This is a genomic window from Rhodanobacter lycopersici, assembly GCF_040812335.1.
In the GTDB taxonomy this organism is placed as follows: Bacteria; Pseudomonadota; Gammaproteobacteria; order Xanthomonadales; family Rhodanobacteraceae; genus Rhodanobacter_A; species Rhodanobacter_A lycopersici.
In genome coordinates this window covers 1-25,315 of the sequence record NZ_JBFOHK010000006.1, presented here as the reverse complement: position 1 = coordinate 25,315, position 25,315 = coordinate 1, and the positions used below count along the sequence as shown (strand labels likewise).

Below are 25,315 nucleotides of genomic sequence, written 5' to 3'. Positions count from 1 at the left end.
CACAGCGTGGCGGCACAGTTGCTGACTGGGCGGCTTCGATGTTTTCCGCATTCACGCGAACAGCGACAGGCCGGTTCACCCGCCTCGGGTCGGGAGCCGACATTTCCCGCAAGTGAAAACGGCATCCGTCATGGCGCACTCATCACGGCGATACTTTGCGCGTATGCCCCGAAGAGCTTGGGCGTACGCTCCGAAAACGCGATCCACTTCCCGTCCGGCGAAAAGACCGGATGCTGGGTGTTCCGGTCGAACGGGGTGAGTTGCCTGAGTCCACTGCCGTCGACGTTCGCCATGAAGATGGCGTAGAACGCCGGACGGGGACTGCCCTGGCTGCTCTCGAAAACGATCCTGGTCCCGTCTGGCGACCAGGCGGGCGCCCGGCCCTGATGTGGATCGGCAAGCAACGGATGCGCATGCCCGTCGCCGCCGATGAGCCAGATCCGGTTCGCCCGCTGATCGTAAGGGCGCCCTTCGCGAGGTTGCGCCGCGGCGGCAATCCATTTCCCATCGGGAGACACCGAGGCCATGCCAACCATCAAGGCGGGCGTCGTGTCGATTGCGACCACGGCCCCCGTGCGGAGGTCGACCGAGCGCAGCGTGTTGTCATCGTAGACCGTCTCCAGAATATGCCGGCCGTCCGGATACCAGCTCGGATAAAAGGCGCTGCCTGACTTTGGCGACGGTGCGCGGCGTATATGGGAACCGTCTCTGTCCATCAGCCAGGTGGCTGCCACACCACCTGGCCCGATCCCGGTGAAGGCGATGAGATCGCCCCGCGGTGACCAACGAGTGCGGGTTTGTTGCACAGGGACCGCGTCTGCGGACAGTGGTTTTGGGGTGCCGCCTTCAAAAGGAACGATGTAAGTCGTCCAGCGGCGGCCGCCGATCAGCGCCGTGCGGTCGAAGATCAGGAACCGGCCATCCGGCGAGAAGTGCGGGCCGTAGTCGACCCCGGTGGGATCGTCCGTGACGTTCCGGATCCGGGCTTGGGGCGGATGCGGGGGTGGCGCACAGGCCTGCAGCAGAAGCAGCGCCGGACCGAGCATGGCGACTCTTTTGGAAAACGGTCGCCGAAGCGCCGCAGGACATTTCACGGGGTTCCCTCCTTGAAATGCGGGGTCATCCTCGCCAGGGAAGCTGCGAAGACTGCCTCTCGCCGCTTCGGGGCCCGCAGAGGACCGGAAGCAGCCGGATGCTTCAAGCCTTCCCCTGCTCCACCAGCGTCAATGCCACCTTGTCGCGCAGGTACACCGGCAGCGCCTGCTCGGGCGGCAGCGCCCGGCCGGCCATGAATTCGCGGGCGGCGAGTTCGGCCACGTGCACAGCTTGCGGGTAGCGGGCACCATCGGCGAAGCGTGGCTCGCAACCAAGGCGCTCGCGCAGAACGGCTTCGTAGGTGGCCCAGCCGCTGCCCACTACTTGCCAGGCACGGGCATCGGGCAGCCCCAGCGCGTCGGCGGTGCAGACGCGTTCGTGGTCGAGCGCGATCAGACCACCGTCGCCATCGTGGCGATAGCAGGCGGCGTAGATCTCGCCCATGCGGGCGTCGATCACGGCGAGGATGGCGGTGTCGGCCTCGCCGTCGTCCGGCGCTTCCAGCGCCAGTGCGGCCAGCGAGGAGACGGTGACCACGGGCAGGTCCAGCGCCAGCGCCATGCCCTGCGCCAGCGACACCGCGAGGCGCACGCCGGTGAACGCGCCGGGGCCGCGTCCTACCGCGATCCCATCCAGCGCGTGGCGGCCAAGGCCCGCTTCGGCCAGCAGTTCATCCGCCATCGGCAGCACGCGCTCGGCGTGGCGGCGCGGCGCCAGTTCGCTGCGTGCGATGACGGTGTCACCGTGGACCAGGGCAACGGAGCAGGCTTCGGTGGCGGTTTCGATCGCGAGCAGGTTCATGGCCGCGCCATGATAACGGCTGGCGGCACGGGCGACGCCCTGGTCCCGGCTGCCGTGCCCCGGCCTCTTGCCACCATCCACCCGCATGCCGGAAAGATCATCTGCGTTCGCCTGGCCAGGGAGTGCCCATCCCATCATCGCGACGGGCGTTGCCGGAGGCGGCAGCGGCCCATCCCGGGCCGCCGCGGTGGCATTGCCAGGGAAACAGCGGTCAGGGCACGCCTTGCGCGGCCAAGCTGTCCCGCGTGATTTCCGCAATCGACTTCGCCCCGGTCAGCGTCATCGCCACACGCATCTCGGCGGCGATGAGGTCGAGCAGGTGCGCCACGCCCTGCCCGCCGGCCGCCGCCAGCGCGTAGACGAAGGGGCGGCCCAGCAGCACGCCGTCGGCGCCCAGCGCCAGCATGCGCACCACGTCGAGGCCGGAGCGCACGCCGGAGTCGGCGAGGATGGTGAGTTTGCCTTTCACCGCATCGGCGATGGCGGGCAACGCGCGCGCGGAGGACAGCACGCCGTCGAGCTGGCGCCCGCCATGGTTGGAAACCACGATGCCGTCGGCGCCAAAGCGCGCAGCCTCAAGGGCGTCCGCGGGATCGAGGATGCCCTTGAGCACCATCGCGCCCTTCCAGTAGTCGCGGATCCACTGCAGGTCCCGCCAGCCGATCGCGGGATCGAAGTTGTTGCCCAGCCAGCCGATGTAATCCTCCAGCCCGATGCGGTGGCCGAGGTAGGCCGACACATTGCCGAGGTCGTGCGGACGGCCGCAGACCCCCACGTGCCAGGCCCAGTGCGGATGCAGGCAGGCTTGCCACACGCGGCGCAGCGCCGCATGCGGGCCGGACATGCCCGAATGCCTGTCGCGATAGCGCGCGCCCGGCACCGGCATGTCCACGGTGAACACCAGGGTGCGCACGCCGGCAGCCCATGCGCGCTCCAGCGCGTTCTTCATGAAACCGCGATCCTTGAGCACGTAGAGCTGGAACCAGATCGGCCGCGACAGCTGGCTCTGCACTTCCTCGATGGGGCACACCGACACCGTGGACAGGGTGAGCGGCACGCCCTTTTCCGCCGCCGCGCGCGCCGCCTGCACCTCGCCGCGCCGGGCGTACATGCCGGTGAGCCCCACCGGCGCCAATGCCAGCGGCAGGCTCAGCTTTTCGCCGAAGAGCTGCGTGGAGAGGTCGACTTCGCCGACTTCCCTCAGCACGCGCTGGCGCAGGGCGAGGCCGCGCAGGTCCTCGACGTTGCGACGCATGGTCTGCTCGTCGTAGGCGCCGCCGTCGATGTAGTGGAACAGGAAGGGGGGCAAGCGGCGCCGGGCAGCCGCGCGGTAGTCCATCGTCGAGGAGATGATCATGCGCGGCACTGTGCTACGCGCCGGTGCCCCGCGCAATGTCCACGACTCACCCCGCAGCGGCGGCGATGGCCCGGCGCAGCTGCCGGTAACCCTCCACCAGCCGCGGCCCGGGGCGACCGAGGAAGGCCTCGCTGATCGCGTGGATGCGGCCCGCGACGACCGCGGGTACCTCGCCCCACCCCTCGCGGCGGCGTACCACTTCGGCGCGGTAGTTCTCCACCTTCACCCCGCACCAGCTCATCGCCACGATATCGGGTGCGGCCGCGGCCGCCGCGTCGTGGGTCAGCGGCACGCTCCTGGCATCCGCCTCGCCCCACGGGTTGCGTCCGCCCGCGCGCACGATGAGGTCGTTGACCCAGGAGCGTTTCGCCGCGGCGATCACCGGCTTCGGCCACCACTCGACCAGCACGGCGGGGCGCGGTCCATGCGGCTCGACACGCGGCATCGCTGCCTCCATCTGCGCCACCAGCGCCTCGCCACGCCCAGGCACACCCAGCGCGGCGGCGATGCGGCAGATGTCGTCGTACACGTCGTCCAGCGATTGCGGATCGCACACCAGGGTCTGCAGCCCTGCCGCCCGCAGTGCCGCCACCACGTGCTCATGGCCAGGCACGGTCAGCGAGGTCAGCACCAGGTCGGGTTCGAGCCCGAGCACCGCGTCCACGTCGAGATCGAGGTCGCGCCCCGTCTTCGGCAGGCCGGCAACGACGTCGGGCGGGTAATCGGAATCCGCATCCACGCCGACCAGCATCTGCGCGCAACCCAGCGCGCAGACGATCTCGGTGTTGGAACAGGTATGGGAGAAGATGCGCATGAGGGGTTCCGGAAGCCGCGCCGCTCAGGCTTCCGCCACCAGGGTGCCCTGGTGGAACACGATCTTCCAGCCGTCCGCATCGCGCTGCCAGATCGTGGCACGGCGCGTCACCCGTTCGCCCTGGCGCAAGGTGTAGGTGAGCAGATAGACCGCGTCGGCGAGCTGGCGGCAATGGAATTCGCTGGTCTCCCACGGATCCGGCTGCGGATTCCGTTGACGCTCGTCCAGCACGTCGAGCACGTAGTCACGGCTGTAGCGACGGCCGGAAGCGCCCACTTCCCAGAAATCCTCCACTGTCATCGCAAGACGGTCGGCGCGTGCGGCGCCGAATTCCGGGCGGTGGAAGATCGGCTCGCGCCCGCGCAATTCGTCCAGCACGGGCAGCAACGCCGGATCGGTGCGCAGTTCGGGTTCGGCGCTCATGCGGCTGACTCCTCGCGGTCATCGGCGGGCGGCGCGAAAAACGCCCGCACGTCGGCCAGCGCACGGGTGCGCGGCATCGGCGGCAGGCTGGCGAGGAACAGCCTGCCATAACCCTTGGCGGAGATGCGCGGGTCGCACAGCACCAGCACGCCGCGGTCGGTGACGCTGCGGATCAGCCGGCCCGCGCCCTGTTTCAGCGCAATCGCCGCGGCCGGCACCTGCCAGCCCATGAAAGGATTGATGCCCTGCTGTTCCAGCGCCTCCAGCCGCGCCACCAGCACCGGGTCGTCAGGTGCCGCGAACGGCAGCTTGTCGATCACCACCACGCTGAGCGCGTCGCCCACCACGTCCACGCCTTCCCAGAAACTGGCCGCACCCAGCAGCACGCCGTGGCCGGAATGACGGAATTCCTCCAGCAACTGGTGGCGCGGCGCCGTGCCCTGCACGAACAGCGGCCAGGGCGCGCGCGCTGCCAGCAGCTCGGCGGCGCGACGCAGCGCGCGGTGCGAGGTGAACAGCAGGAAGGCGCGTCCGTTCGACGCCTGCAGTACCGGCAGCACGGCATCGAGCACGCGTTCGGTGTAGTCGCGCGCAGCTGGATCGGGCAGGCCTTCCGGCAGATAGCACAACGCCTGTTGCGCGTAGTCGAACGGGCTTTCCAGCGCCAGCGTCTGCGGTTCGTCGAGACCCAGCTGGCGCGCGAAGTGGTCGAACTGCCCGGCCACCGACAGCGTGGCCGAGGTGAACACCCACGCGGCCTCGCTGCGCTCGCGCATCGCGCGCAGCGGCGCGGCGAGGTCGAGTGGCGTGGCGTGCAGCGCGAAACCGCGCGGAAACAGCTCGTACCAGCGCACGTCGCGCTCGGAGCCCTGGTCGACGACGCGCTCCAGCCGCTCGGCCAGCAATGCGGCGCGCTCGTGCGCACTGGCCAGTCCGCGCGAACGCTCGGCCTGCGAAGCCAGCAGGTCGGCGAGCGTGGCCAGCAGCTCGCCGACTTCGTGCAGACCTTCGCGCACGGTGGTCGCGGCTTCGAGTGCACCGAACGCCCCGCGCGGCGGCAATGGGTCCATCGCCAGGCGCAGGCGGCGCAGCGCATCCTGCAGCGCCTCCACCGGCTCCAGCAGCAGGCCGATTGCGCCGGTGACGCCGCTGCATTCGCGCAAGGCGTCCTGCGCCAGTTCCGAAAGCTGGCGCGCGCTCACGGTCTGCGAGAAGAACTGCCCGGCCAGTTCGGGCACCTGGTGCGCCTCGTCGAGGACGAAGGCCGCCGCACCGGGCAGGATCTCGCCGAAGCCTTCCTGCTTCAGTGCGAGGTCGGCGAACAGCAAGTGGTGGTTCACCACCACCAGCTGCGCCTCCTGCGCCTCGCGGCGCGCCTTGACCACGTGGCAGTCGTCGTAGAACGGACATTCCACGCCGAGGCAGTTCTCCGGCGTGGAGGTGACGCGCGGCCACAGCGGCGACTCCTCCGGCACTTCGGCCAGTTCCATGCGGTCGCCGCGGCGCGTGCGTGCGGACCAGGCACGGATCGTCGCCAGCTGCGCCGCCTGAGCCTTGTCGAACGTCGCACCCTCGCGCACGGTCTGGTCGAGGCGGTACAGGCAGAGGTAATTCGCACGCCCCTTCAGCAGTGCCGTCTTCAGCCGCACGCCGAGCACGGAAACCACTTTCGGCAGGTCGCGGAAATACAGCTGGTCCTGCAGCGCCTTGGTGCCGGTGGAGACGATCACCCGCTCGCCCGAAAGCAGTGCGGGCACCAGGTAGGCATAGGTCTTGCCGGTGCCGGTGCCGGCCTCGGCGATCAGCGTCTCGCGACCGGCGATGGCCTGCGCCACCGCCGTCGCCATCGCCTCCTGCGCGGCGCGCGGCGCGAAGTTCGGCAGCTCGCGCGCGAACGGGCCGGCGGGGCCGAGCAGCGCGGCGGCGTCGATGTCGTCGTGGTCAATCATCCTTGCCAGTATCGCCGCAGCAGCCGCGCCTGCAAATGTGCGGCGCGCGCAGGCGAGAGCGTCTGCCTGTCCATACCGGCCGTCGCACCCCTGGCGTCCCGCGCGACGCATGCAGGAGCCCGCAGGCCCCGGCGAAACCCGCCACATCTCGGAAGGTCCCGGTTTCGTCGTGCTGCAGGAAACCGCACCGGGATGCTGACAGGTGATTGGCGAAGCGGCGCGGCGCCCCGGCCTCACCGCGCGGATGGCGCGCATGCGGGCGGTGCAGGACGCCACCGGCGGACGTTCCGGCGATGGCGGCCCGCCTGCCACCGTGCTGCGCAGCGAGTGGCGGATCGCGGCGCAGTTCCGAAGCACAGCGCAACGGCAAGCCGGGAGTCTCGAAGCGGCGGAAGTCCTCCGGCAACCCGGCGGCGCGGGGGCACGGCCGGGTTGCCGGAAAAGCGCCCTCCCGACGCAGACCCGCATGCTTGCAGTGCAAGGCATGCATGCCACTCCAAGCCGTCGGGTCGGCGGCGTGTCCCGCGGGCACCCCGCTGCGGGCACCATGGACGGCAGCGACGGCCCCGGGATACCTGGACCATCGGCAGCCGCAGCCACGCACTCCGACCCGTCTCAGGGAGTTAGACGTCCGAGGGGCAGAAAATTGAAATGGCGGCCGTCACGCGGGAAGAACGGCCATCGCCATGGCCTGCAATGGCTCCGCAACCGGCCCCTGGCTCAGAATCGGTTGATGCCCTGCACGTGGCACTTCGCCACCCAGTTCTGCGCGGTAGTGGCACCGGCGGCGTCGCCCGCTTCCTGGCGCAGCTGGGCAATGGTTTCCCAGTTGCGCGCACACAGCGGGCCGAGCTTGGGACCCAGCGTCCACGACTGCTGGGCCAGCTTCTGCGCCTGCGCGTAGTCGTGCTGGTACACCGCCACCTCGGCGCGATCCTGCAGCAGGTCGGGCGAGTCGGGACTGCGCTTGAGCGCCTGGTCGAGCTTGGCCGCGGCGGCATCGTAATGGCCGGCCTGCACGTCGGCCTCGGCGGCCGCCTGCCATGCGTTGATACCGGGATCGGCCAGCGGCTGCACCGCGATCACGGATTGCTCGCGCTCGCCCGCGGCGCGGATCGCCGCGACCATGGCAGCAGGCGTCAGCGCGGGGTGCCTCGGTGTCTCGACCGGAGCCGGCGTGGTGCAGGCTGTCAGCAAGATCGCCGCCAACGGCAAGGGCCACGCGTACAGGGATCGACGAACGAAGGACATGCTCAGTTTCCGCTGGAAATGGGTTGTGCAACGGCGGGAGCCGTGCCCGGATTGGCCGCGTCGCCGGCAGGCGGGGTTGCCGGGTTGCCGCCACCGAACAGGCTCTGCCAGAAACCGCAGCCTTCGACGTCGCTGGACAGCGAACCGGCCACCACCGGCACCTGCTTCGCGCCCGAGCACTGCGGCTCGGTGGGCTTGCCGTCGGCAGGATTGATCCAGGCCATCTGCAGGCCATCGCCCAGCGTGGTGGGCAGCGGCCTGGTGGGCAGCTTGGCAAACAGGTTGCGCCAGATGCGCAGCGCACCGGTGGCGCCGAACAGGTGGGCGGGCTTGTTGTCGTCGCGGCCGATCCAGAACACCGCGAGGTGCTCGCCGGTGAAGCCGGCGAACCAGCTGTCGCGCAGGTCGTTGCTGGTGCCGGTCTTGCCGGCGGCGTGCAGCGAGGCCAGGCTGGATTCGCCTAGCGAATGCGCGGTGCCGTACAGCGCCACCTGCTGCATCGCCCACGTCACCAGGCGCACCGCCTCCTGGTATTCACCCTTGCCGGTCTGCACCTCGTAGCGCTTGATGGTGCGGCCGTTGCCGTCCACCACGCCGCGCACGGCCAGGAGCGGCAGCGCATGGCCGTCGGAGGCGATGTATTCGTACATCTGCGCCACCTGCAGCGGCGCCAGGTCCAGCGCGCCGATCAGCAGCGAGGGACCGGAGTTGACGTCGGTGAGCCCGAAGGACTGCAGGAACCCGCGGATGCGCGGCAGGCCCACCGCAAGGCCGAGGCGGATGCTGGCGAGGTTCCAGGAATGCGCCAGCGCGTCCACCATCGGCACCATGCCGTGGCTCTGGTTGTCGTCGTTGTGCGGCTCCCACAGCGTACCGTTCTGCATGCGCATGCTGATCGGGCTGTCATCCAGCGCGGTGGCGAGGTTCCAGCGCGAGGGATTGGCCAGCGCCACCAGGTAGACGAAGGGCTTGATGGTGGAACCGATCGGCCGCTGCGAATCCAGCGCACGGTTGAAACCCTGGTCACCGGGAATCTTGCTGCCCACCACGGCCAGCACGCTGCCGTCGTGGGCATCGGTGACCACGCCGGCCGCCTGCGCCGGGTCGGCGCGCTTGCCCAGCTCCTTCATCGTGGTGGTGATGGCCTGCTCGGTGTAGAGCTGCGCGGCCGGGTCCAGCGTGGTGAAGATCGACAGATTGCCCGCGCGCAGCGTGTCCTCGTCGAAATCGCTGGTGATCTGCTGGCGCACCAGCTGCATGAAGGCGGGGAAGCGGTCATGCGGCAGCTGGCCGTTCTTGATCACGTCCAGCGACGTGGCCTGCGCTGCCTTGGCCTGTTCGGGCGAGAGCAGGCCGGTATCGGCGAATTCCTGCAGCACCAGGTTGCGGCGCGCCAGCGCGCGGTCGGGATTGCGGCGCGGATCGTAGTAACTCGGCCCCTTCACCAGGCCCACCAGCATCGCGATCTCCTGCGGGCGCAGGTCGCGCAGCGGACGGCCGTAGTAGAACTCCGAAGCCGCCGCGAAACCGTGCACCGCCTGGCCGCCCTGCTGGCCGAGGAACACCTCGTTGACGTAGGCCTCGAGGATGCGGTCCTTGCTGTAGTGCAGCTCCAGCAGCAACGACATCAGCGCCTCGTTGATCTTGCGCGTGAAAGTCTGCTGGCGGCTGAGGTAGAGGTTGCGCACCAGCTGCTGGGTCAGCGTGGAGGCGCCCTGCACGGTGTGGCCGGCGCGCAGGTTGGCGAACGCCGCGCGCAGGATCCCACCGAAATCGATGCCGATGTTGTGCTTGAAAGTGCGGTCTTCCACCGCCTGCAGGCCGCTCACCAGCAGCGGCGGCAGGTCGGCCAGGCGCACGATGCGCCGGTCCACCTGATCGGCGCCGTACACGGTGGCGATGCGCGCCGGATCGAGATGGGTGAGGTCGATCGTCTTGCCGGTGGCGAGATCGCGCACCGACGCAACCGCACCATTGCCCAGGGTCACCTCGATGCGCTTGGGCAGTTCGCCACCCTCCGGCCCGGCGTAGCCGCGCGAGGAGATCGTGTAGCTGGCCCCGCGCTTCGTCCAGCTGCCCGGCACCTGGCCATGGCCGTCGTCGCTGTAGCCGGCGAAGGTGAGCTCGAGCTGCAGCGCCGCCGGCGTCATCGGCTCGCCCGCGGCCAGCGGCAGCGGCCGCGCGAACACCCGTGTGGGCACCGCGAACACCAGGTCGTTGAAGCGTTCCTGCACACGCTTGTTCAGCACCAGCGTGTACGGCAGCACGAAGCCGACCAGCAGGCCCAGGCCGATCCAGAACGGGATGCGCAGCCACGGCCAGCAGGCCTGGAAGATCAAGCGGAGGCGAGTCAGCAACGCGGGAGATCCAGTGGACGGAGGCTTGGATGATAGGGCCTGCCACCCGGCGCGGATATGAACAGGGTGGGCGCGCAACGGGGCCGAATCATGGCCTTGCCCACGCCGTGCCCCGTAGGAGCGGCTTCAGCCGCGATTCCTACCACCTCACCATGAGGCAATCGCGGCTGAAGCCGCTCCTACAGCCGCTCCAACACGGGGCACGCACGGCTTCAGCCCGCCATGTCCCCCGCCTTGTGCGCGATCCACGCGCCGACCACGGCCGAGACGTAGGGGATAGCCTGCGCGGCGAGGATGAACATCCACAGCATGCCCTCGATGTAGTGGGTGCCGTAGCTCAGTGCCATGCCCACGACGCACAGCATCAGGGCGATCGCCATCAGCAGCTCCTCGCGTACCGGCGCGAAGGCGGCGAAGCTGCTGCCGCCCATGCGCCGGCTCTTGGCCGTCACCACGAACGAGGTCTTCTGGCGGGTGAGGCCGTGCAGGATGCCGCGTGCGATCGCGTGCGAGAGGCCCATGCTGGCCAGCGAGGCCATCAGGGTGTCGTACCAGCTGCAGGGCACGCGGGCGCGGTACAGCACGATGCCGAAGATCGCCTTGGCGAAGAAGAAACCGATCACCGGGATCAGGAACAGCTGCATCGGCAGGCTGAAGTACTGCGGGAGCGCCACCATGCCCGCGGTCCAGAACAGCGCCATCAGGGTGAAGATCAGGTGCAGCGCGTCGGCGAACCAGCTGAACCAGCCGGTGAGGAAATGGAAGCGCTGGCCGGCCGAGAGCGGGCCCTTCTGCGTCATCCAGTGCCATCGGCCCTTGAGGATCTGCATCGCGCCGAACGCCCAGCGGTAGCGCTGGCTCTTGTACGCCTTGAAGTCCGCCGGGGTGAGGCCCTTGCCCATCAGCTCGTCGACGTAGACCAGCTCGTAGCCGGCATGCATCAGGCGCAGGCCGAGTTCCGCGTCCTCGCAGATCGTCCACTCCGACCAGCCGCCGGTACCTTCCAGTGCCGAGCGGCGCACCATGGTCATGGTGCCGTGCTGGATGATCGCGTTGCGCTCGTTCCTGTGGTGCATGCCGATGCGGAAGAAACCGTCGTACTCCCATGCGGTCATGCGGCGGAAGCGGTTGTGCTCGAAGTCGCGGTGCGCCTGCGGGCACTGCACCACGGCCACCTTCGGGTCGTGGAAGTGGCCGGTGAGCGTGGCCAGCCAGTCCGGCCGCACCACGTAGTCGGCATCGATCACCGCCACCACGTCGGCCTCCGGCGCGGTCTCCTTCAGGCCGAAGTTCAGCGCGCCGGCCTTGAAGCCGGGCCACGGTTCCAGGTGGAAGAAGCGGAAGCGCTTGCCCAGCTTCTCGCAGTATTCCTGCACCGGCTTCCACACCGCCGGGTCCTTGGTGTTGTTGTCGATCACCAGCACCTCGTAGTTCTGGTAGTCGAGCTCGGCCAGCGAGTCCAGCGTGACGATCACCATCTCCGGCGGCTCGTTGTAGCAGGCCAGGTGGATCGACACGAACGGCTGCTTCTCGGGGATGTCCGGCCGCAGCATGCCGGCGTGGCGCACCCAGCTGCGCCGCCACAGCACCTCGGTGAACTCGAAGCCGTTGATCAGCAGGATGGCAAGGATCGCGAGCTGCGCCGGGAACAGCAGCACCAGCATCGTCCAGTCCACCCAGCTCAGGTAGAACTGGAACGGCAGTGTGGCCGACCACACGATCAGCCCGCAGGCCAGCTGGATCAGCGCGCAGAAGAAGAAGCGCCCGGTGAGCCTGAAGCGCGCAAAGCGCCGCGCGAACCAGATCATCGGCAGCAGGGCCAGCAGGCTCGCCGCCAGCGCCTTCCACGGCCAGGCGGTGTCCTCGGTCACCGGGCCGGTGAACGGGAACTTCAGCTGGCGGTCGGCGTTGAACATGCCCCAGTACGCCTCGGTGCGGCCCGAGAGCTGCTCCTTCCACGGCTGGTCGAACGCCTCCATCACGTAGTAGTCCAGATGCAGCTGCTTGGCCACGTTGAACCACTGGCGCAGGAAGATCGCCTCGTCGGACACCGACGGATAGGCGTATTCGTGGCGGTCGCCGTTGGACGGCCAGCCGATCTCGCCGATCACGATGTGCTTGTCCGGGAACAGCTTCTGCAGCGTCTCGTAGCTGCCCAGCGCCGCGCCGATGGCGTCCTTGCGCGGAATCCCGTTCCAGTACGGGAACAGGTGCACGGTGATGAAATCCACGTGCTGCGCCAGCTCGGGATACTTCTCCCAGATGTAGTCCGGCTCGGCCGTCGATACCGGCTGGTGCAGCGCAGCGCGCACCCGGTCCAGGTAGGCCATCAGCTGCTCGGGCGGGACGTTGTTGCGGAACAGCACCTCGTTGCCCACCAGCACGCGGGTGATCGTGCCGGGATAGCGCCGCGCCTGCGCGATCAGCGCGTCGATCTCCTTGTCGTTGTTGTCCAGCCGCGTGTCGATCCACGCACCGGCCAGCACCTTCAGTCCCTCGCGCTCCGCCAGGCGCGGAACCTGCGGAGTCTGCAGCATCGAGTAAGTGCGGATGTTGGGGCTGTACTGGTGCACCAGCTTCAGGTCGCCGTCGATCTGCTCGTCGCTGGGGAACTTGTCCTTCAACGGATCCTGATAGCGCTGGTATGGCTCCAGCGCGAAACCGCCGATCGGGCCATGCCAGTCCTCGGGGCCGTGCGGGCGGTTGCTCCACCACCACAGGCCGATGTTCAGCGCGGCCACCATCAGGGCCAGCACGACGGCGGCAAACAGCGAAGGACGGCGGTGGAGGTTGGAAGGATCGGCGCTCAAGAAAATCCCCGTGGGCGCCGCTCCGGGCGCGGGCCAAGCCGCGTGAGCTTAACCAATGCACGGCGGCAGTCTCAATAAATGCCGGTCAAGGCGGTCAGCGCAAGCTCAGGCCGGACCGGGGCGACCGGCCTCCCCGGCCGCACGATCAGGGAAAATCCCGCCAGGGATCAGCTGCGCACGGCCGAAATGCGCAGCGTCCACGCCGGCGAAGCCGCCAGTTGCCGGCGTACTGCTTCCGGCAATTCGACGTGGATGCCGTCGTCGCGCTGCCGCCACGCCAGCTCGCCGCCCGCGCCCAGCACTTGCAACTTCGCGCCCTGCACCGGCTTGAACGAGCGCAACGTGACGCTGGCCGGCGGCTCCTGCTCGCCCTCGTCGACAAGATAAATCGCGTTGACGCTGCCGTCCCTCCCCCGCGTGAAGCGGAACTTGTCTTCGCCGTAGGGCGCGATGGCCCGGCTGCCGTGGATCGCCGGACCGTTGACCCGCATCCATGCACCGATGGCCTGCAGCCGGTCCAGCGCCCCCGCCGGCAACTCGCCGTCGGGCTGCGGGCCGACGCCCAGCAGCAGGTTGCCGCCCTTGGCGACGATGCCAACCAGGGTATGCACCAGTTCGCGCGGGGACTTGTACTTGTCGTGCGGGTTCCACGACCACGAGCCGCCCATCGTCATGCAGGTTTCCCACGGATACGGCAGCGGCTGGTCGGGCACGGCCTGCTCGGGCGTGCGGTAATTCTCATAAGGCCCGCTGACGTCGCGGTCGACCAGCACGATGCCCGGCTGGTTGCGGCGTGCGATGGCGGCCAGCCCCGGCATGTCGATGTCCTGCGCCCACGGCACGTCCGAACTGTAGGCCTTGGCGTCGGGGTGCCCGTTCGCGTTCACCCAGCCGGCGTCCAGCCACATCAGGTCGAGGCCGCCGTACTGCGTGGTGAGTTCGTTGATCTGCGCGTGCGTGAAATCGACGAAGCGCTTCCACATCTCCGGGTACTTGCCCACGTCGTAATTGTTGTTGCGCGTGGGCATGGCCCACAGCGGCGACCAGTAGTCCGGGTGGTGCCAGTCGGCCTTGGAGAAATACGCGCCGATGCCGAAATCGCGCCGGCGGAACGCGTCGAACACCGCCTTGGCGATGTTGGCACGCGGGCTGGCGTGGTACGGCACGTCGGGCGCGGTGACGCGGTAGCCGGTCTGCGCCGTGTCGAACATGCAGAAGCCGTCGTGGTGCTTGGTGGTGAACACCAGGTAGCGCATGCCGGCAGCGTGCGCGGCCTGCGCCCACTTCGCCGGATCGAACTTCACCGGATTGAACTTCGTGCGCAACTGCTCGTAGCGCTGCTTCCACTCGACGTAGCCGACGCCGCCCGGGCGCTTGATCCAGTCCCCCGAGCACAGCGTCCACGACTCGACGATGCCCAGCACGCTGTAGATGCCCCAGTGCAGGATGATGCCGAACTTCCAGTCCGACCACTGCGCCAGCTTCTGCTTCACCAGCGGATCGGTGACCGGAACGTAATCGTCACCCGTGGGCTTGGCATGTTCCTGCTGCGCGACCTGCGCCACGTTCTGGGGAGTCTCGTTGCCAAAGCCCTTGGCGAAGGGCGCCAGCAGGGCCAGCGTCCCAGCACCCTGCAACATGCGGCGGCGGGTCACCATGGGCAATTCCTCGTCCGGCAAAGGCCCAAGTCTCGCACAGGCCCCGCATGGGCGACGACGCCCTGCCGCAGGTCATGCTTGACTCCGGCCCATGTGTATTGTTGTATTGATACACATGGATGCCTCCCTGCTCACCATTCAACCGAACGCCCCCGAGCCGATCTACCGGCAGATCGTGGAGCAGTTGCGCCGGCTGATCGCCAGTGGCCAGCTCGGCACGGGCGACCTGCTGCCCTCCGTGCGCGACGTGGCCGGCTTCCACGCCATCAACCCGATGACGGTATCGCGCGCCTACGGTCTGGCCGAGGCGGAAGGCCTGCTGGAGCGCCTGCGCGGCAAGGGCATGGCCGTGGCCGCCACGCGCCGCGCCAGCCAGACCGAGAACCAACGCCTCGCACTGCTGGAACCGCAGCTGCTGGAACTGGCCCGCCATGCACGCGAGCTGGAACTGCCTGCCGAACCGGTGCTGCGCCGGCTCACCAGGTTGCTGGACGACTGACATTCAACGCATCACCACGGATCGAACTGGGGAAAGACCATGAATGCCGTACTGAAGGAAACCGCATACGCCGCCGCGCCGCTTGCCGTGCACGGCCTCACGCACAGCTACGAGGGCAGCAGCGTGCTGCGCGGCGTGGATCTCGCGCTGGAACCGGGCAGCGTGCTGGGCCTGATCGGGCGCAACGGCGCGGGCAAATCCACGCTGATCCGCGCCATGCTGGGCCTGCTGCAGCCGCTGTCCGGCAGCGCCTTCGTGTTCGGCGAGCCGGCGCTGAAGCTTGGCGACGACGCCAAGGCCCGCCTCGCCTACGTGCCACAGCAACCCGAGGCGCTGGCCTGGCTCACCGCGCAGCAGATGCTGGATTACGTGGGCCGCTTCTATCCGCGCTGGGACACCGAGTTTGCGAACAGGACGCTGGAACGCTGGAACATCCAGCCGAACAAGCTGCTGGCCAAGCTCTCGCCCGGCGAGCGCCAGCGTGTGGACCTGATCCGCGCGCTCGCCTCACAGCCGGAACTGCTGGTGCTGGACGAACCCGCCGCCGCGCTCGATCCGGTCGCCCGCCGCGAGCTGCTGCGCGAAGTGGCGCTGCGCGCGGGCGAGAGCGGCACCACGGTGCTGTTCTCCACCCACATCGTTTCCGACCTCGAACGCGTGGCTTCCGAGATCGCCTTCCTGCACGAAGGCCGCCTGCTGCTGCGCTGCGGCGTGGACGAAACCAAGGAGCGCTATGCGCGCCTGTGGCTGCCCGCCGCGAAGAGCGCCGCCGCGCCCGCGCAGGCACTGAGCCGTCGCCGCCACGAGGACGGCAGCCTCAGCCTGGTGGTGGAGCGCGACGCCCATGAGCAGTGGCCGGAAGCGGCGAAGCTCGCCGGCGCCCGCCTCGACGCGCTGGGACTGGAAGATCTGTTCGTGGAAATCGCCGAATGAAGTGCCGCGAGACAAACAGCACGGGAGACAAGACATGCGCCTGAATGACGTGTTGCTGGTGCCGTGGCGCTCGACCCACCGCCCGCTGCGCTGGCTGTCGCTGGCGATCGTGACCGCCTGCATGCTGGGCGCGATCGCGGTCGGCCATTTCATGCCCGGCCCCCGCTGGTGGCTGGGCAGCACGATCGCGTACTGCTTCGGCGTGGCCTACGCGTGGGCATTCTGGCTCTGCACCGCGCTGCTGCTGGCGATCGACGCGCGCAAGCTGCGACTGCCCGGCATGCAGCGCGCGGCGACCTGCAGCGTGTTGCTGTACGGCCTGCTCATGCTCGCCCTGCCGGTGTTCGTCCTGGGCGCGCTGGGCGCGAACGCGCCGGTCGTGGCCCTGCTGGTGGCGCTGGCGATGGCCGGCAGCCTCGCCTTCGTGCTGCTGCCGCGCTGGTGCGCGATGGTGATGGGCTTCCTGCCCGCGCTGAGCGTCGGCCTGCGTTACGCCGCCCACCTGCCGCCGTGGTCCGACCCGCGCTGGCCGGCCTGGGGCACGTTGGCTCTGATCGTGCTGCTGGTCGCGAACGTGCTGCGCTGGCGTCATCTGCTGCGCAGCGATACGGACAACGAGCTGGGTTTCGGCAGCGCGATAGTGACGCAGTTCCGCCGCCAAGGTGCGATGGGCAACTGGAACGGCCTGCAGCAGCTCGACAGTGGACAGCTGATCCGCCAGCGCCCGGACTGGATGCAGCCGCGCGCGAATCTGCGCCGCACCGGACCGCAATCGCCGATGCACACGCTACGGGTCGCGCTGGGCGGCTGGTACCTGCCCAAGACGCTGACCGGCCATCTGCGCGCGCTGGCGCCAATACTGTTGCCGATACTGCTGGCGATCCCGGTGATGGCGATCATGCATGCGGGCGAGCATCGCGACCACACCGCGCATATCGCGATGATATCCGCCGGACTCGGCCTGCTGGGCTGGCTGAGCCTGTTCGGCGGCCTGATGCTCGCCACCATGACCACGCTGCTGGTACGTCAGCGCTGGCAGCGCACGAACGCGGAGCTGCCGCTGCTGGCCCTGCTGCCGGGCCTGGGCGATGCGCAGGGCATGCGGCGCGACCTGTTGCGCTCGATATTCGCCATTCCGTTTGCGCTGCAGGCCGTGCTGCTCATCGTCATGCTGATCGCCGCCCTCGCCATGCATCTGAAAGGCCTCGCCGTGCTGCTGGTAGCGCTGCCCCAGCTCGCCGCCGCCGGCGCGATGGTGGCGCAGGTGCTATGCGCGCTTGGCGGGCGCAAGCTGCCGAGCTGGGGCGAGTGGCTGGTCCATGTCCCGTTCGTGCTGCTGTTCTTCCTCAGCACCTTCATTCCGATGGCCACGCTGGGCAGGCACCCGTGGCGGGGCGCTACCCTCGTCGAGCCGTGGTTGCTGGCCGCCTGGGTGGCGCTGGCACTGGTAGTGGCATGGCTCGGCCGCCGTGGCTGGCGGGGCTTGCTGGCGCGACCGCACCCTTTCCTCGCGGATTGAAATAAGTGCTCCAATTCATGACCACCGCACGACTGCAACGCGACTCAAGCTGCCGTTCATCACCACCGCGGCAATCATCCGCGAACAGACCGCACTCGCGCAGCGGCATTTACCTACGCCACCATGCCTGCCGGCTGGCGGAGCGCTTTCGATCCAAACCCCGGGACGCGAGGTCCGCGTCCGCCTTCGCAAACGACACAAGGACTGAACGATGAAGATGCGAGCACTGCGACTGGCCGCGGCGATCGGCCTGTCCCTGGCGGCGGGTGGCGCGATGGCCGCCACGCGCGACGCCGACGTCACCCGCGCCACCCTCGACAACGGCCTGCGCGTGGTGATCGTGCGCGACACGCTGGCGCCGGTGGTGACCACGGAAATGAACTACCTCGCCGGTTCCGACGAGGTCCCTGCGGGCTTCCCTGGTACGGCGCACGCGGTGGAGCACATGATGTTCCGCGGCAGCCCGGGCCTCAGCAAGGACCAGCTCGCAGCGATCGCGGCGAACATGGGCGGCGCGTTCGACGCCGACACCACGCAGGGCGTGACACAGTACTACTTCGTGGCGCCCGCGCAGGATCTCGACGTGGCGCTGCACGTGCAGAGCCTGCGCATGCGTGGCGTGGACATGGACCCGAAGGAGTGGGACAAGGAGCGCGGCGCGATCGAGCAGGAAGTCTCGCGCGACCTCTCCAGCCCCGACTTCAAGTTCTACACGCAGTTGCTGGAGCAGATGTTCTCCGGCACGCCCTACGCGCACACGCCGCTGGGCACGCGCCCCTCGTTCGACAAGACCACGGCGGCGATGCTGAAGAATTTCCATGACACCTGGTACGCGCCGAACAACGCGATCCTGGTGATCGCGGGCGACGTCGACCCCGCCGCCACGCTGGCCAGGGTGAAGGCCGAGTTCGGCGGCATCGCGCGCAAGCCGCTGCCCGCACGGCCGGCGTTCGCGTTCAGGCCGGTCGAGGCGAAGACGGTGCAGCTGCCCACCGACAGCCCCTACGGCTCGGTCTACCTGGGCTACCGCATGCCGGGGCTCACCTCTAAGGATTACGCCACCGCGCTGGTGCTGAGCCAGGCGCTGGGCTCGCAGCGCGCCGCGCTGGCCGGCATGCGCTTCGACGGCACCGCGCTGTTCGGCGGCTTCTTCGACGAGTCGATGCCGCAGGCCGGCGTGGGCATGGCGGTGGGCATCTTCCCCAAGGGCGGCAACCCGCAACCCATCCTCGCGAAGATGCAGTCCATCCTCGCCGAGGCGGCGGCCAAGGGCGTCGATCCGGCCCTGGTGGACGCGGCCAAGCGCAAGGCGATCGCGGACCTCGAATTCAAGAAGAACTCGGTGGACGGCCTCGCCAACGCGTGGTCGCATGCACTGGCCTTCCAGGGCGCCGCATCGCCGGACGCGATCAAGGCGGCGGTCGAAGCGGTGACGCCGGCGGCGGTGAACGCGCTGGCGAAACGGACCTTCGACCCCGCCCATGCGATCACCGCGATCCTCACCCCCGAGAGCTCGGGCAAGCCGGTGGCGGGCAAGGGCTTCGGCGGCGCCGAGAGCTTCGCGTCCAGCCCCGACAAGCCGGTGCAGCTGCCGGCCTGGGCCGAGCAGGCGTTCGCGAAGCTCGACGTTCCGAAGTCCTCGCTCCAGCCCGTGTCGTACATCTTGCCGAACGGCCTCAGGCTGATCGTGCAACCCGAATCGATCAGCGACACGGTGGAGCTCTACGGCCGCATCAAGACCAACGAGGACCTGCAGTCGCCCAAGGGCGAGGAAGGCGTGGCCAACGTGCTGGACGGCCTGTTCCCGTTCGGCACCGAGCACATGAACCGCCTGCAGTTCCAGCAGGCGCTGGATGCGATCAGCGCGCACGAGGACGCCGGCAGCAGCTTCTCGCTGGCGGTGCCGTCCGCGCACTTCGCCGAAGGCGTGAACCTGCTCGCCGACAACGAGCTGCACCCGGCACTGCCGCCGCAGGCCTTCGCGGTGGTGCAACAGCAGACCGCCGGCATGGTGGCCGGCGAGCTGCAATCGCCCGATTTCCTGTTCGAGCTGGGCCTGAGCAAGGCGCTGCTGCCCGCCGGCGATCCGCAGCTGCGCCATGCCACGCCGCAGGACGTGATGGCGCTGACGCTGGACAAGGCGAAGCAGTACTACGCGCAGACCTTCCGTCCCGACATGACCACGATCGTGGTCGTGGGCAAGGTCGACCCCGCACAGGCGAAGCAGGTGATCGAACAGGCCTTTGGCGGCTGGAAGGCCGCTGGACCGAAGCCCGACACCGACTACGCCGCCACGCCCGCGAACCAGCCCGGCAAGCTGCACGTGCCCGATGCCAGCGCGGTGCAGGACAGCGTGGACATGGCGCAGACCATAGCCGTCACCTACGACGACCCGGCGCGTTTCGCGATCAACCTGGGCAACCAGGTGCTGGGCGGCGGCTTCTATGCCTCGCGGCTCACCCGCGACCTGCGCGAGAAACACGGCCTGGTCTATACCGTGGGCGTGGGCCTGGACGCCGACAGGCATCGCAGCACCTACAAGGTGTTCTTCGGCTGCGATCCGGACAAGGTGGGCGCAGCCAGCGCGCTGGTCGTGCAGGACCTCAAGCAGATGCAGCAGCAGCCGGTGACCGACACCGAACTCATGCAGGCCAAGGGCATCCTGCTGCGCCGCATCCCGCTGGGCGAATCCAGCTTCGGCGCGATCGGCGGCCAGCTGCTCACGCTGGCGCAGCAGGGCAAGCCGCTGGATGCGATGACCATCGCCGGCCAGCACTACCTGGAACTGACCGCGCCCGAGGTGCAACAGGCCTTCGCGAAGTATGTGCGGCCGGATGGCCTGGTCACCGCGGTAAAGGGGCCTGCGCCCAAGAATTGAGCGCCCCCCTGTAGGAGCGGCTTCAGCCGCGACTGACCGAGCAAATCGCGGCTGAAGCCGCTCCTACGGGTTTATTTCAGCAGCGAGCGCAGCATCCACGCCGTCTTTTCGTGCGCCTTCAGGCGGCCGGTGAGCATGTCGGCGGTGCCTTCGTCGCCAGCCTTGCCGGCTACCTTGATCGCAGCGCGCGCGGTATGTGCAGCGATCTCGTGGCCTTCCATCAGCTGGCCCACCATCACCTTCCACTCCGGCACACCGGACTCTTCCTTGATCGAACTGAGCCTGGCGAACTGGCTGTAGGAGCCGGGCGCGAACATGTCCAGCGTGCGGATGCGTTCGGCCACCTCGTCCACGGCCAGCCACAGCTCGTTGTACTGGGTCTCGAACATCCCGTGCAGGCTGTTGAATTGCGGGCCGGTGACGTTCCAGTGGAAGCTGTGGGTCTTGAGGTACAGCGAATAGGTGTCGGCCAGCAGCTTCGACAGCTGCCTGGCGATGGCTTCGCGATCCTTGCGGGCGATACCGATGTTCGTGGGCATGGCAGATTCCTCGTTGCGTCTGGGGATGGAACGACAGTAACGACCCTGCGCATGACAGTGAAATGAATCCTCGCGATGCCCGCGATAGCGACAGGCTATCGGGTGATGGGAGCGCCTGCCGCTATCATGTGCGGTCCCATGAACGATACGAACCGCCCTCGCCCTGCGCCCGCCGCCGACCACTCCCTGCGCGAACTGCGCCGGACGCTGGACGGTGTTTGCAGCCGCGACTTCGGCCGCCTGCTGGGGCGCTGGCGTGGACTGTCCCAACGACCCGACGAGAAGAAGCTCACCGCGCTGGCCGTGGATATCGAGGTCTCCGCGGCGAAGCGCCGCGCGCGTATCGAGTCCAAGCCAGCGATCCGCCTGGACGAATCGCTGCCGATCGCCGCGCGCGCGGATGAAATCGTCAAGCTGATCCGCGGGCACCAGGTGGTGGTGATCGCCGGCGAAACCGGCTCGGGCAAGACCACGCAGCTTCCCAAGCTCTGCCTCGCGGCCGGTCGCGGCGAGGCAGGATTGATCGGCTGTACCCAGCCGCGCCGTCTCGCCGCGCGCTCGGTGGCGCGCCGAGTGGCGGAGGAACTGGGCACGCAACTGGGCGACCAGGTGGGCTTCCAGGTGCGCTTCACCGACCAGGTGAGCGAGCGCACGCTGGTGAAGTTCATGACTGACGGCATCCTGCTCGCCGAGACCCAGGGCGATCCGTGGCTGTCGGCCTACGACACCCTGATCATCGACGAGGCGCACGAGCGCAGCCTCAACATCGACTTCCTGCTCGGCTACCTCAGGCGGCTCGCCGCGAAACGGCCCGAGCTGAAGATCATCGTCACCTCCGCCACCATCGACACGGCGCGCTTCGCCGAGCACTTCGGCGGCGCGCCGGTGGTGTCGGTGGAAGGCCGCGCGTACCCGGTGGAATTGCGCTGGCGACCGGTCGACATGCCCGTAGGAGCGCACCCTGTGCGCGATGCTTCTCCTGCCATAGCGGCAAAAAGCGATCGCGCACAGGGTGCGCTCCTACGCTCGAACATCCAACAGGGCAGTGCCGAACACATCGCCGTCGTGCTCGACGAGATCATGGCCGACCGCAGCCTCGGCGGCGGCCCGGGCGACGTGCTGGTATTCCTGCCCGGCGAGCGCGAGATCCGCGACGCGCACCTGCTGCTGTCGCGCCGCCAGTACCGCGAGACCGAGATCCTCCCGCTGTACGCACGACTCTCCGCCACCGACCAGGACCGCGTGTTCAAGCCCGGCCCGAAACGTCGCGTGGTGCTGGCGACCAACGTGGCGGAAACCTCGCTCACCGTGCCGCGCATCCGCTACGTGGTCGATACCGGCAGCGCGCGCGTGAAGCGCTACAGCCAGCGCAGCCAGCTCGAACGCCTGCACGTCGAACCCGTCTCGCAGGCCGCCGCCGACCAGCGCAAGGGCCGCTGCGGCCGCGTGGGCCCGGGCATCTGCTACCGCCTGTACGACGAGGCGGATTTCGCCGCGCGCCATGCCTTCACCGACCCCGAACTGCTGCGCTCCTCGCTGGCCAACGTGATCCTGCGCATGCTGGCGCTGAAGCTGGGCGAGGTGGGCGACTTCCCCTTCCTCGACGCGCCCGACCCGCGCGTGGTGGCCGATGGCTATCGTCGCCTTGCCGAGATCGGCGCCATCGACGACGCGCGCGCGCTCACTGCCATCGGCCGCACGCTGGCGAAGCTGCCGATCGACGTGCAGCTGGCGCGCATGCTGGTCGAGGGCGACAGGCTCGGTGCGCTGCGCGAACTGCTGACGGTGGTGTCCTTCCTCAGCATCCAGGATCCGCGCGAGCGCCCCGCCGACGCGCGCCAGCAGGCCGACGCCGCGCATGCGGCCTTCGCCGATCCCAAGTCCGATTTCATCGGCGTGCTGAACCTGTGGCGCGAATACCACACGGCGCACGAGGAACTCACCCAATCGAAACTGCGCGACTGGTGCTCGCGGCACTTCCTCAGCTTCATGCGTATGCGCGAGTGGCGCGAGTTGCACCGGCAGTTGCTGCTGGTGGTGCAGGAGCTGGGGTGGACAATGACTTCTCCCTCTCCCCTCCGGGGAGAGGGTTGGGGTGTGGGGCCCAGCTCGCGTGAGGTTGGGTAGAACAAGCGCACATCGCACGAACGCGCACGCAAGCCCCACCCCCTCACCCCAACCCTCTCTCCGCAGGGAAGAGGGAGTGAAAACGAAGCTGCTCGCCAATTCGAAAACGTTCACCGCTCCCTCCTCACTGGCCTACCCACGCAAGTAGGCCGCAAGGACGAACGCGGCATCTTCCAGGGCACCCGCGAGCGCAAGTTCCAGGTGTTCCCTGGCTCCGCGCTGGCGAAGGTGCCGCCGAACTGGGTGTTCGCCGCGCAGATCCTCGACGTGGGCGGCAAGGTGTGGGCGATGATGTGCGCGCGCATCGAACCGGCATGGATCGAGCAGCAGGCCGCGCACCTGCTGAAATCCAGTTGCCGCGACGCGCACTGGTCGAAGAAGCGCGGCTGCGTGGTGGCCTACGAGCAGGTGAGCCTGTTCGGCCTGAACCTGGTCGAGCGCCGCGCGGTGACGTTCGAGAAACAGGACCCCGCGCTGGCGCACGAGATCTTCCTGCGCGAAGCGCTGGCCCGTGGCGACATCGAGGCGCGCGCCGACTTCGTGCGCGCCAACCAGCGCGTGCTGGAAGACGCCCAGGGCATCGAGGCGAAGCAGCGCCGCGAAGGCCTGATCCGCCACGAGGACGAATTGGTTGATTTCTTCCGCGGCAAGCTGCCGGTGGACATCTCGTCCAGCCGCGCGCTGGATGCGTGGTATCGCCATGCGCGCCCCGCCGAGCAGGCGGCCTTGCGCTGGTCGCTGGACGACGTGATGGTGGGTGGCGCAGGGCTCGATCCCAAGGCCTTCCCTGCCGCGCTTGAGATCGTACCGGTGGCCGCCATCGGGGCGCCGGCGGCGGGCGCGCAACGTTACCGCCTCGAATACCGCTTTGTGCCCGGCGACGAGGCCGACGGCGTGACCCTGCATCTGCCGCTGGCGATGCTCAACGCCCTGCCCGCCGCGCGCTGCGAGTGGCTGGTGCCCGGCCTGCTCGCCGACAAGGCCGCCGAACTGATCCGCGGCCTGCCCAAGGCGCTGCGCCGCAACTTCGTGCCCGCGCCGGACTTCGCGCGCGCCTTCGCCGAAGCCGAGGCGCCGCGCGACGAGCCGCTGGCGCAGGCACTGGCCGCCTTCCTCAAGCGCGCCACCGGCGTAGACATCGACGCCGCCGAGTTCGCTGCCGTGGAACTGGCGCCGCATTTCCTGATGCGCTATCGCCTGCACGACGACAGCGGCCGCACCCTGGCCGCCGGTCGCGACCTCACTGCACTGCGCGCCGAGTGGGAGGGCCGTGCACGCGAAGCATTTTCGCGCAAGACCGACGTGGAACTTACCCGCGAGGACGTCACCGCATGGGACTTCGAGGAGATTCCCCACGAAGTGCGCTCCAAGGGCAATCTGCTGGCGTTTCCCGCGTTGGTCGACCTGGGCGACGCGGTGGCACTGCGCGTGTTCGAACGCCGCGACGAAGCCGCCGCCGCCCACCTCGACGGTGTGCGACGCCTGCTGCGCAACACGCTCGCCAGCGACCTGAAGCAGGCGCGCCGCCGCCTGCCGATCGCCAACCCGCTGGCACTGAAATACGCCTCGTTGGGTGGCGTCGATGGCTTGCGCGAGGATCTGGTCGAAGGCGGCTTCGACGATCTCATCGCCCGCCTCGACCTCGACGCGCGCAGTGCTGGCGCGTTCGAGGCGCTGCGCACGCAGGCCGCACGCGAACTGTTCGCCTGCGCCGTCGAACGACTGAAGCTGGCCGAACCGGTCATCGAGGCGCAGGCCGAACTCAGGCCATGGCTACAGCCGCCCCTGCTGGGCTTCGCGCGCGCCAGCTACGACGACCTGCGCGAACAGCTCGATGCCCTGCTCGCCCCCGGCTTTCTGCGCGAACTGCCGCCGGCGCGGCTCGCGCACTATCCGCGCTACCTCAAGGCCATGCGCCTGCGCGGCGAACGCCTACGGCAGGACCCGGCGAAGGACCAGCAACGCATGCTGCAGGTGCTGCCCTACTGGCGCGAATACCTGAAACACCGCGCCGCCGGCGACGGCAACCTCGACGAACTGCGCTGGCTGATCGAGGAATGGCGGGTGTCACTGTTCGCGCAGGAGCTGAAGACGGCGGAGCCGGTGTCGGCCAAGCGCCTGGCGAAGGCGCTGGAGACAGCCTGAGGTTCAGTCGGGCAGGCACCCGCCCTGATGTAGGAGCGGCTTCAGCCGCGATGCTCTTCAGATTTTCGAACACCCTGCCAAAAGCATCGCGGCCGAAGCCGCTCCTACCTCCTACCCACCGGCAAGATGGGCCATGCGAGCACGGCGGGTTTTTGAACGG

At 68.6% G+C, this 25,315-nt stretch carries 17 protein-coding genes; 6 read left to right on the top strand and 11 right to left on the bottom strand.

Annotated elements, in window-relative coordinates:
- Window positions 1-128: 128 nt before the first annotated feature.
- The 10 genes from ABQJ54_RS17935 to ABQJ54_RS17890 form a co-directional block, all read right to left on the bottom strand.
- Window positions 129-1,046, bottom strand: coding sequence for a TolB family protein (locus ABQJ54_RS17935; protein ID WP_367855697.1), 918 nt, complete (start codon window positions 1,044-1,046; stop codon window positions 129-131).
- A 151-nt stretch (window positions 1,047-1,197) separates the two neighbouring features.
- Window positions 1,198-1,896, bottom strand: a complete 699-nt coding sequence (gene tsaB, locus ABQJ54_RS17930; protein ID WP_367855696.1) for a tRNA (adenosine(37)-N6)-threonylcarbamoyltransferase complex dimerization subunit type 1 TsaB — start codon at window positions 1,894-1,896, stop codon at window positions 1,198-1,200.
- A 211-nt stretch (window positions 1,897-2,107) separates the two neighbouring features.
- Complete coding sequence (gene lldD / locus ABQJ54_RS17925; RefSeq protein WP_367855695.1) at window positions 2,108-3,253, bottom strand: FMN-dependent L-lactate dehydrogenase LldD; 1,146 nt, start codon at window positions 3,251-3,253, stop codon at window positions 2,108-2,110.
- Between the two features lie 46 nt (window positions 3,254-3,299).
- Window positions 3,300-4,067, bottom strand: coding sequence for an ABC transporter substrate-binding protein (locus ABQJ54_RS17920; RefSeq protein ID WP_367855694.1), 768 nt, complete (start codon window positions 4,065-4,067; stop codon window positions 3,300-3,302).
- 24 nt (window positions 4,068-4,091) lie between these two features.
- Complete coding sequence (locus tag ABQJ54_RS17915; protein WP_367855693.1) at window positions 4,092-4,490, bottom strand: nuclear transport factor 2 family protein; 399 nt, start codon at window positions 4,488-4,490, stop codon at window positions 4,092-4,094.
- Window positions 4,487-6,439, bottom strand: coding sequence for a DNA repair helicase YoaA (gene yoaA, locus ABQJ54_RS17910; RefSeq protein ID WP_367855692.1), 1,953 nt, complete (start codon window positions 6,437-6,439; stop codon window positions 4,487-4,489). The genes ABQJ54_RS17915 and yoaA overlap by 4 nt, the downstream gene beginning before the upstream one ends.
- A gap of 720 nt (window positions 6,440-7,159) precedes the next feature.
- Complete coding sequence (locus ABQJ54_RS17905) at window positions 7,160-7,690, bottom strand: tetratricopeptide repeat protein (RefSeq protein WP_367855691.1); 531 nt, start codon at window positions 7,688-7,690, stop codon at window positions 7,160-7,162.
- A gap of 2 nt (window positions 7,691-7,692) precedes the next feature.
- Window positions 7,693-10,047 (bottom strand): penicillin-binding protein 1B, encoded by a 2,355-nt coding sequence (gene mrcB / locus ABQJ54_RS17900; RefSeq protein ID WP_367855690.1) that lies wholly within the window; start codon window positions 10,045-10,047, stop codon window positions 7,693-7,695.
- A 212-nt stretch (window positions 10,048-10,259) separates the two neighbouring features.
- Window positions 10,260-12,791, bottom strand: a complete 2,532-nt coding sequence (locus ABQJ54_RS17895; protein WP_437343376.1) for a glycosyltransferase family 2 protein — start codon at window positions 12,789-12,791, stop codon at window positions 10,260-10,262.
- A 233-nt stretch (window positions 12,792-13,024) separates the two neighbouring features.
- The gene (locus ABQJ54_RS17890) at window positions 13,025-14,515 is read right to left on the bottom strand and encodes an alpha-L-fucosidase (protein WP_367855688.1); all 1,491 of its coding nucleotides are present in this window, start codon (window positions 14,513-14,515) and stop codon (window positions 13,025-13,027) included.
- Between the two features lie 115 nt (window positions 14,516-14,630).
- On the opposite strand from ABQJ54_RS17890, the gene ABQJ54_RS17885 reads away from it, so the two are divergent.
- The 4 genes from ABQJ54_RS17885 (at window position 14,631) to ABQJ54_RS17870 (ending at window position 20,344) form a co-directional block, all read left to right on the top strand.
- Window positions 14,631-15,014 carry a GntR family transcriptional regulator gene (locus tag ABQJ54_RS17885; RefSeq protein WP_367855687.1) on the top strand — a complete coding sequence of 128 codons (384 nt, stop codon included), beginning with the start codon at window positions 14,631-14,633 and terminating at the stop codon, window positions 15,012-15,014.
- A gap of 39 nt (window positions 15,015-15,053) precedes the next feature.
- Window positions 15,054-15,947, top strand: a complete 894-nt coding sequence (locus ABQJ54_RS17880) for an ABC transporter ATP-binding protein (RefSeq protein WP_367855686.1) — start codon at window positions 15,054-15,056, stop codon at window positions 15,945-15,947.
- 34 nt (window positions 15,948-15,981) lie between these two features.
- Window positions 15,982-17,466 carry a hypothetical protein gene (locus ABQJ54_RS17875; RefSeq protein WP_367855685.1) on the top strand — a complete coding sequence of 495 codons (1,485 nt, stop codon included), beginning with the start codon at window positions 15,982-15,984 and terminating at the stop codon, window positions 17,464-17,466.
- 211 nt (window positions 17,467-17,677) lie between these two features.
- A complete protein-coding gene (locus tag ABQJ54_RS17870) occupies window positions 17,678-20,344 on the top strand; it encodes a M16 family metallopeptidase (RefSeq protein WP_367855684.1) in 2,667 nt (888 codons plus the stop codon).
- Window positions 20,345-20,415: 71 nt separating this feature from the next.
- On the opposite strand, the gene ABQJ54_RS17865 is transcribed toward ABQJ54_RS17870, so the two are convergent.
- The gene (locus ABQJ54_RS17865) at window positions 20,416-20,883 is read right to left on the bottom strand and encodes a Dps family protein (protein ID WP_367855683.1); all 468 of its coding nucleotides are present in this window, start codon (window positions 20,881-20,883) and stop codon (window positions 20,416-20,418) included.
- A 138-nt stretch (window positions 20,884-21,021) separates the two neighbouring features.
- On the opposite strand from ABQJ54_RS17865, the gene hrpA reads away from it, so the two are divergent.
- Both hrpA and ABQJ54_RS19160 read left to right on the top strand, forming a co-directional pair.
- On the top strand, window positions 21,022-23,010 hold the full coding sequence (gene hrpA / locus ABQJ54_RS19165; RefSeq protein WP_437343373.1) for an ATP-dependent RNA helicase HrpA: 1,989 nt from the start codon (window positions 21,022-21,024) through the stop codon (window positions 23,008-23,010).
- A 168-nt stretch (window positions 23,011-23,178) separates the two neighbouring features.
- Window positions 23,179-25,155: a DUF3418 domain-containing protein gene (locus ABQJ54_RS19160; RefSeq protein ID WP_437343375.1), complete on the top strand. Its 1,977-nt coding sequence runs from the start codon at window positions 23,179-23,181 to the stop codon at window positions 25,153-25,155.
- Window positions 25,156-25,315: the final 160 nt, after the last annotated feature.

Excerpts from the sequence above, each read along its gene's own strand:
- ABQJ54_RS17895 (WP_437343376.1), bottom strand. The coding sequence starts at position 12,791 with ATGGTGGCCGCGCTGAACATCGGCCTGTGGTGGTGGAGCAACCGCCCG.
- ABQJ54_RS17880 (WP_367855686.1), top strand. The coding sequence starts at position 15,054 with ATGAATGCCGTACTGAAGGAAACCGCATACGCCGCCGCGCCGCTTGCC.
- ABQJ54_RS17920 (WP_367855694.1), bottom strand. The coding sequence starts at position 4,067 with ATGCGCATCTTCTCCCATACCTGTTCCAACACCGAGATCGTCTGCGCG.
- ABQJ54_RS17865 (WP_367855683.1), bottom strand. The coding sequence starts at position 20,883 with ATGCCCACGAACATCGGTATCGCCCGCAAGGATCGCGAAGCCATCGCC.
- lldD (WP_367855695.1), bottom strand. The coding sequence starts at position 3,253 with ATGATCATCTCCTCGACGATGGACTACCGCGCGGCTGCCCGGCGCCGC.
- ABQJ54_RS17935 (WP_367855697.1), bottom strand. The coding sequence starts at position 1,046 with ATGCTCGGTCCGGCGCTGCTTCTGCTGCAGGCCTGTGCGCCACCCCCG.
- ABQJ54_RS17885 (WP_367855687.1), top strand. The coding sequence starts at position 14,631 with ATGGATGCCTCCCTGCTCACCATTCAACCGAACGCCCCCGAGCCGATC.
- ABQJ54_RS17905 (WP_367855691.1), bottom strand. The coding sequence starts at position 7,690 with ATGTCCTTCGTTCGTCGATCCCTGTACGCGTGGCCCTTGCCGTTGGCG.
- hrpA (WP_437343373.1), top strand. The coding sequence starts at position 21,022 with ATGAACGATACGAACCGCCCTCGCCCTGCGCCCGCCGCCGACCACTCC.
- ABQJ54_RS17875 (WP_367855685.1), top strand. The coding sequence starts at position 15,982 with ATGCGCCTGAATGACGTGTTGCTGGTGCCGTGGCGCTCGACCCACCGC.
- ABQJ54_RS17890 (WP_367855688.1), bottom strand. The coding sequence starts at position 14,515 with ATGGTGACCCGCCGCCGCATGTTGCAGGGTGCTGGGACGCTGGCCCTG.
- tsaB (WP_367855696.1), bottom strand. The coding sequence starts at position 1,896 with ATGAACCTGCTCGCGATCGAAACCGCCACCGAAGCCTGCTCCGTTGCC.
- yoaA (WP_367855692.1), bottom strand. The coding sequence starts at position 6,439 with ATGATTGACCACGACGACATCGACGCCGCCGCGCTGCTCGGCCCCGCC.
- ABQJ54_RS17870 (WP_367855684.1), top strand. The coding sequence starts at position 17,678 with ATGAAGATGCGAGCACTGCGACTGGCCGCGGCGATCGGCCTGTCCCTG.
- ABQJ54_RS17915 (WP_367855693.1), bottom strand. The coding sequence starts at position 4,490 with ATGAGCGCCGAACCCGAACTGCGCACCGATCCGGCGTTGCTGCCCGTG.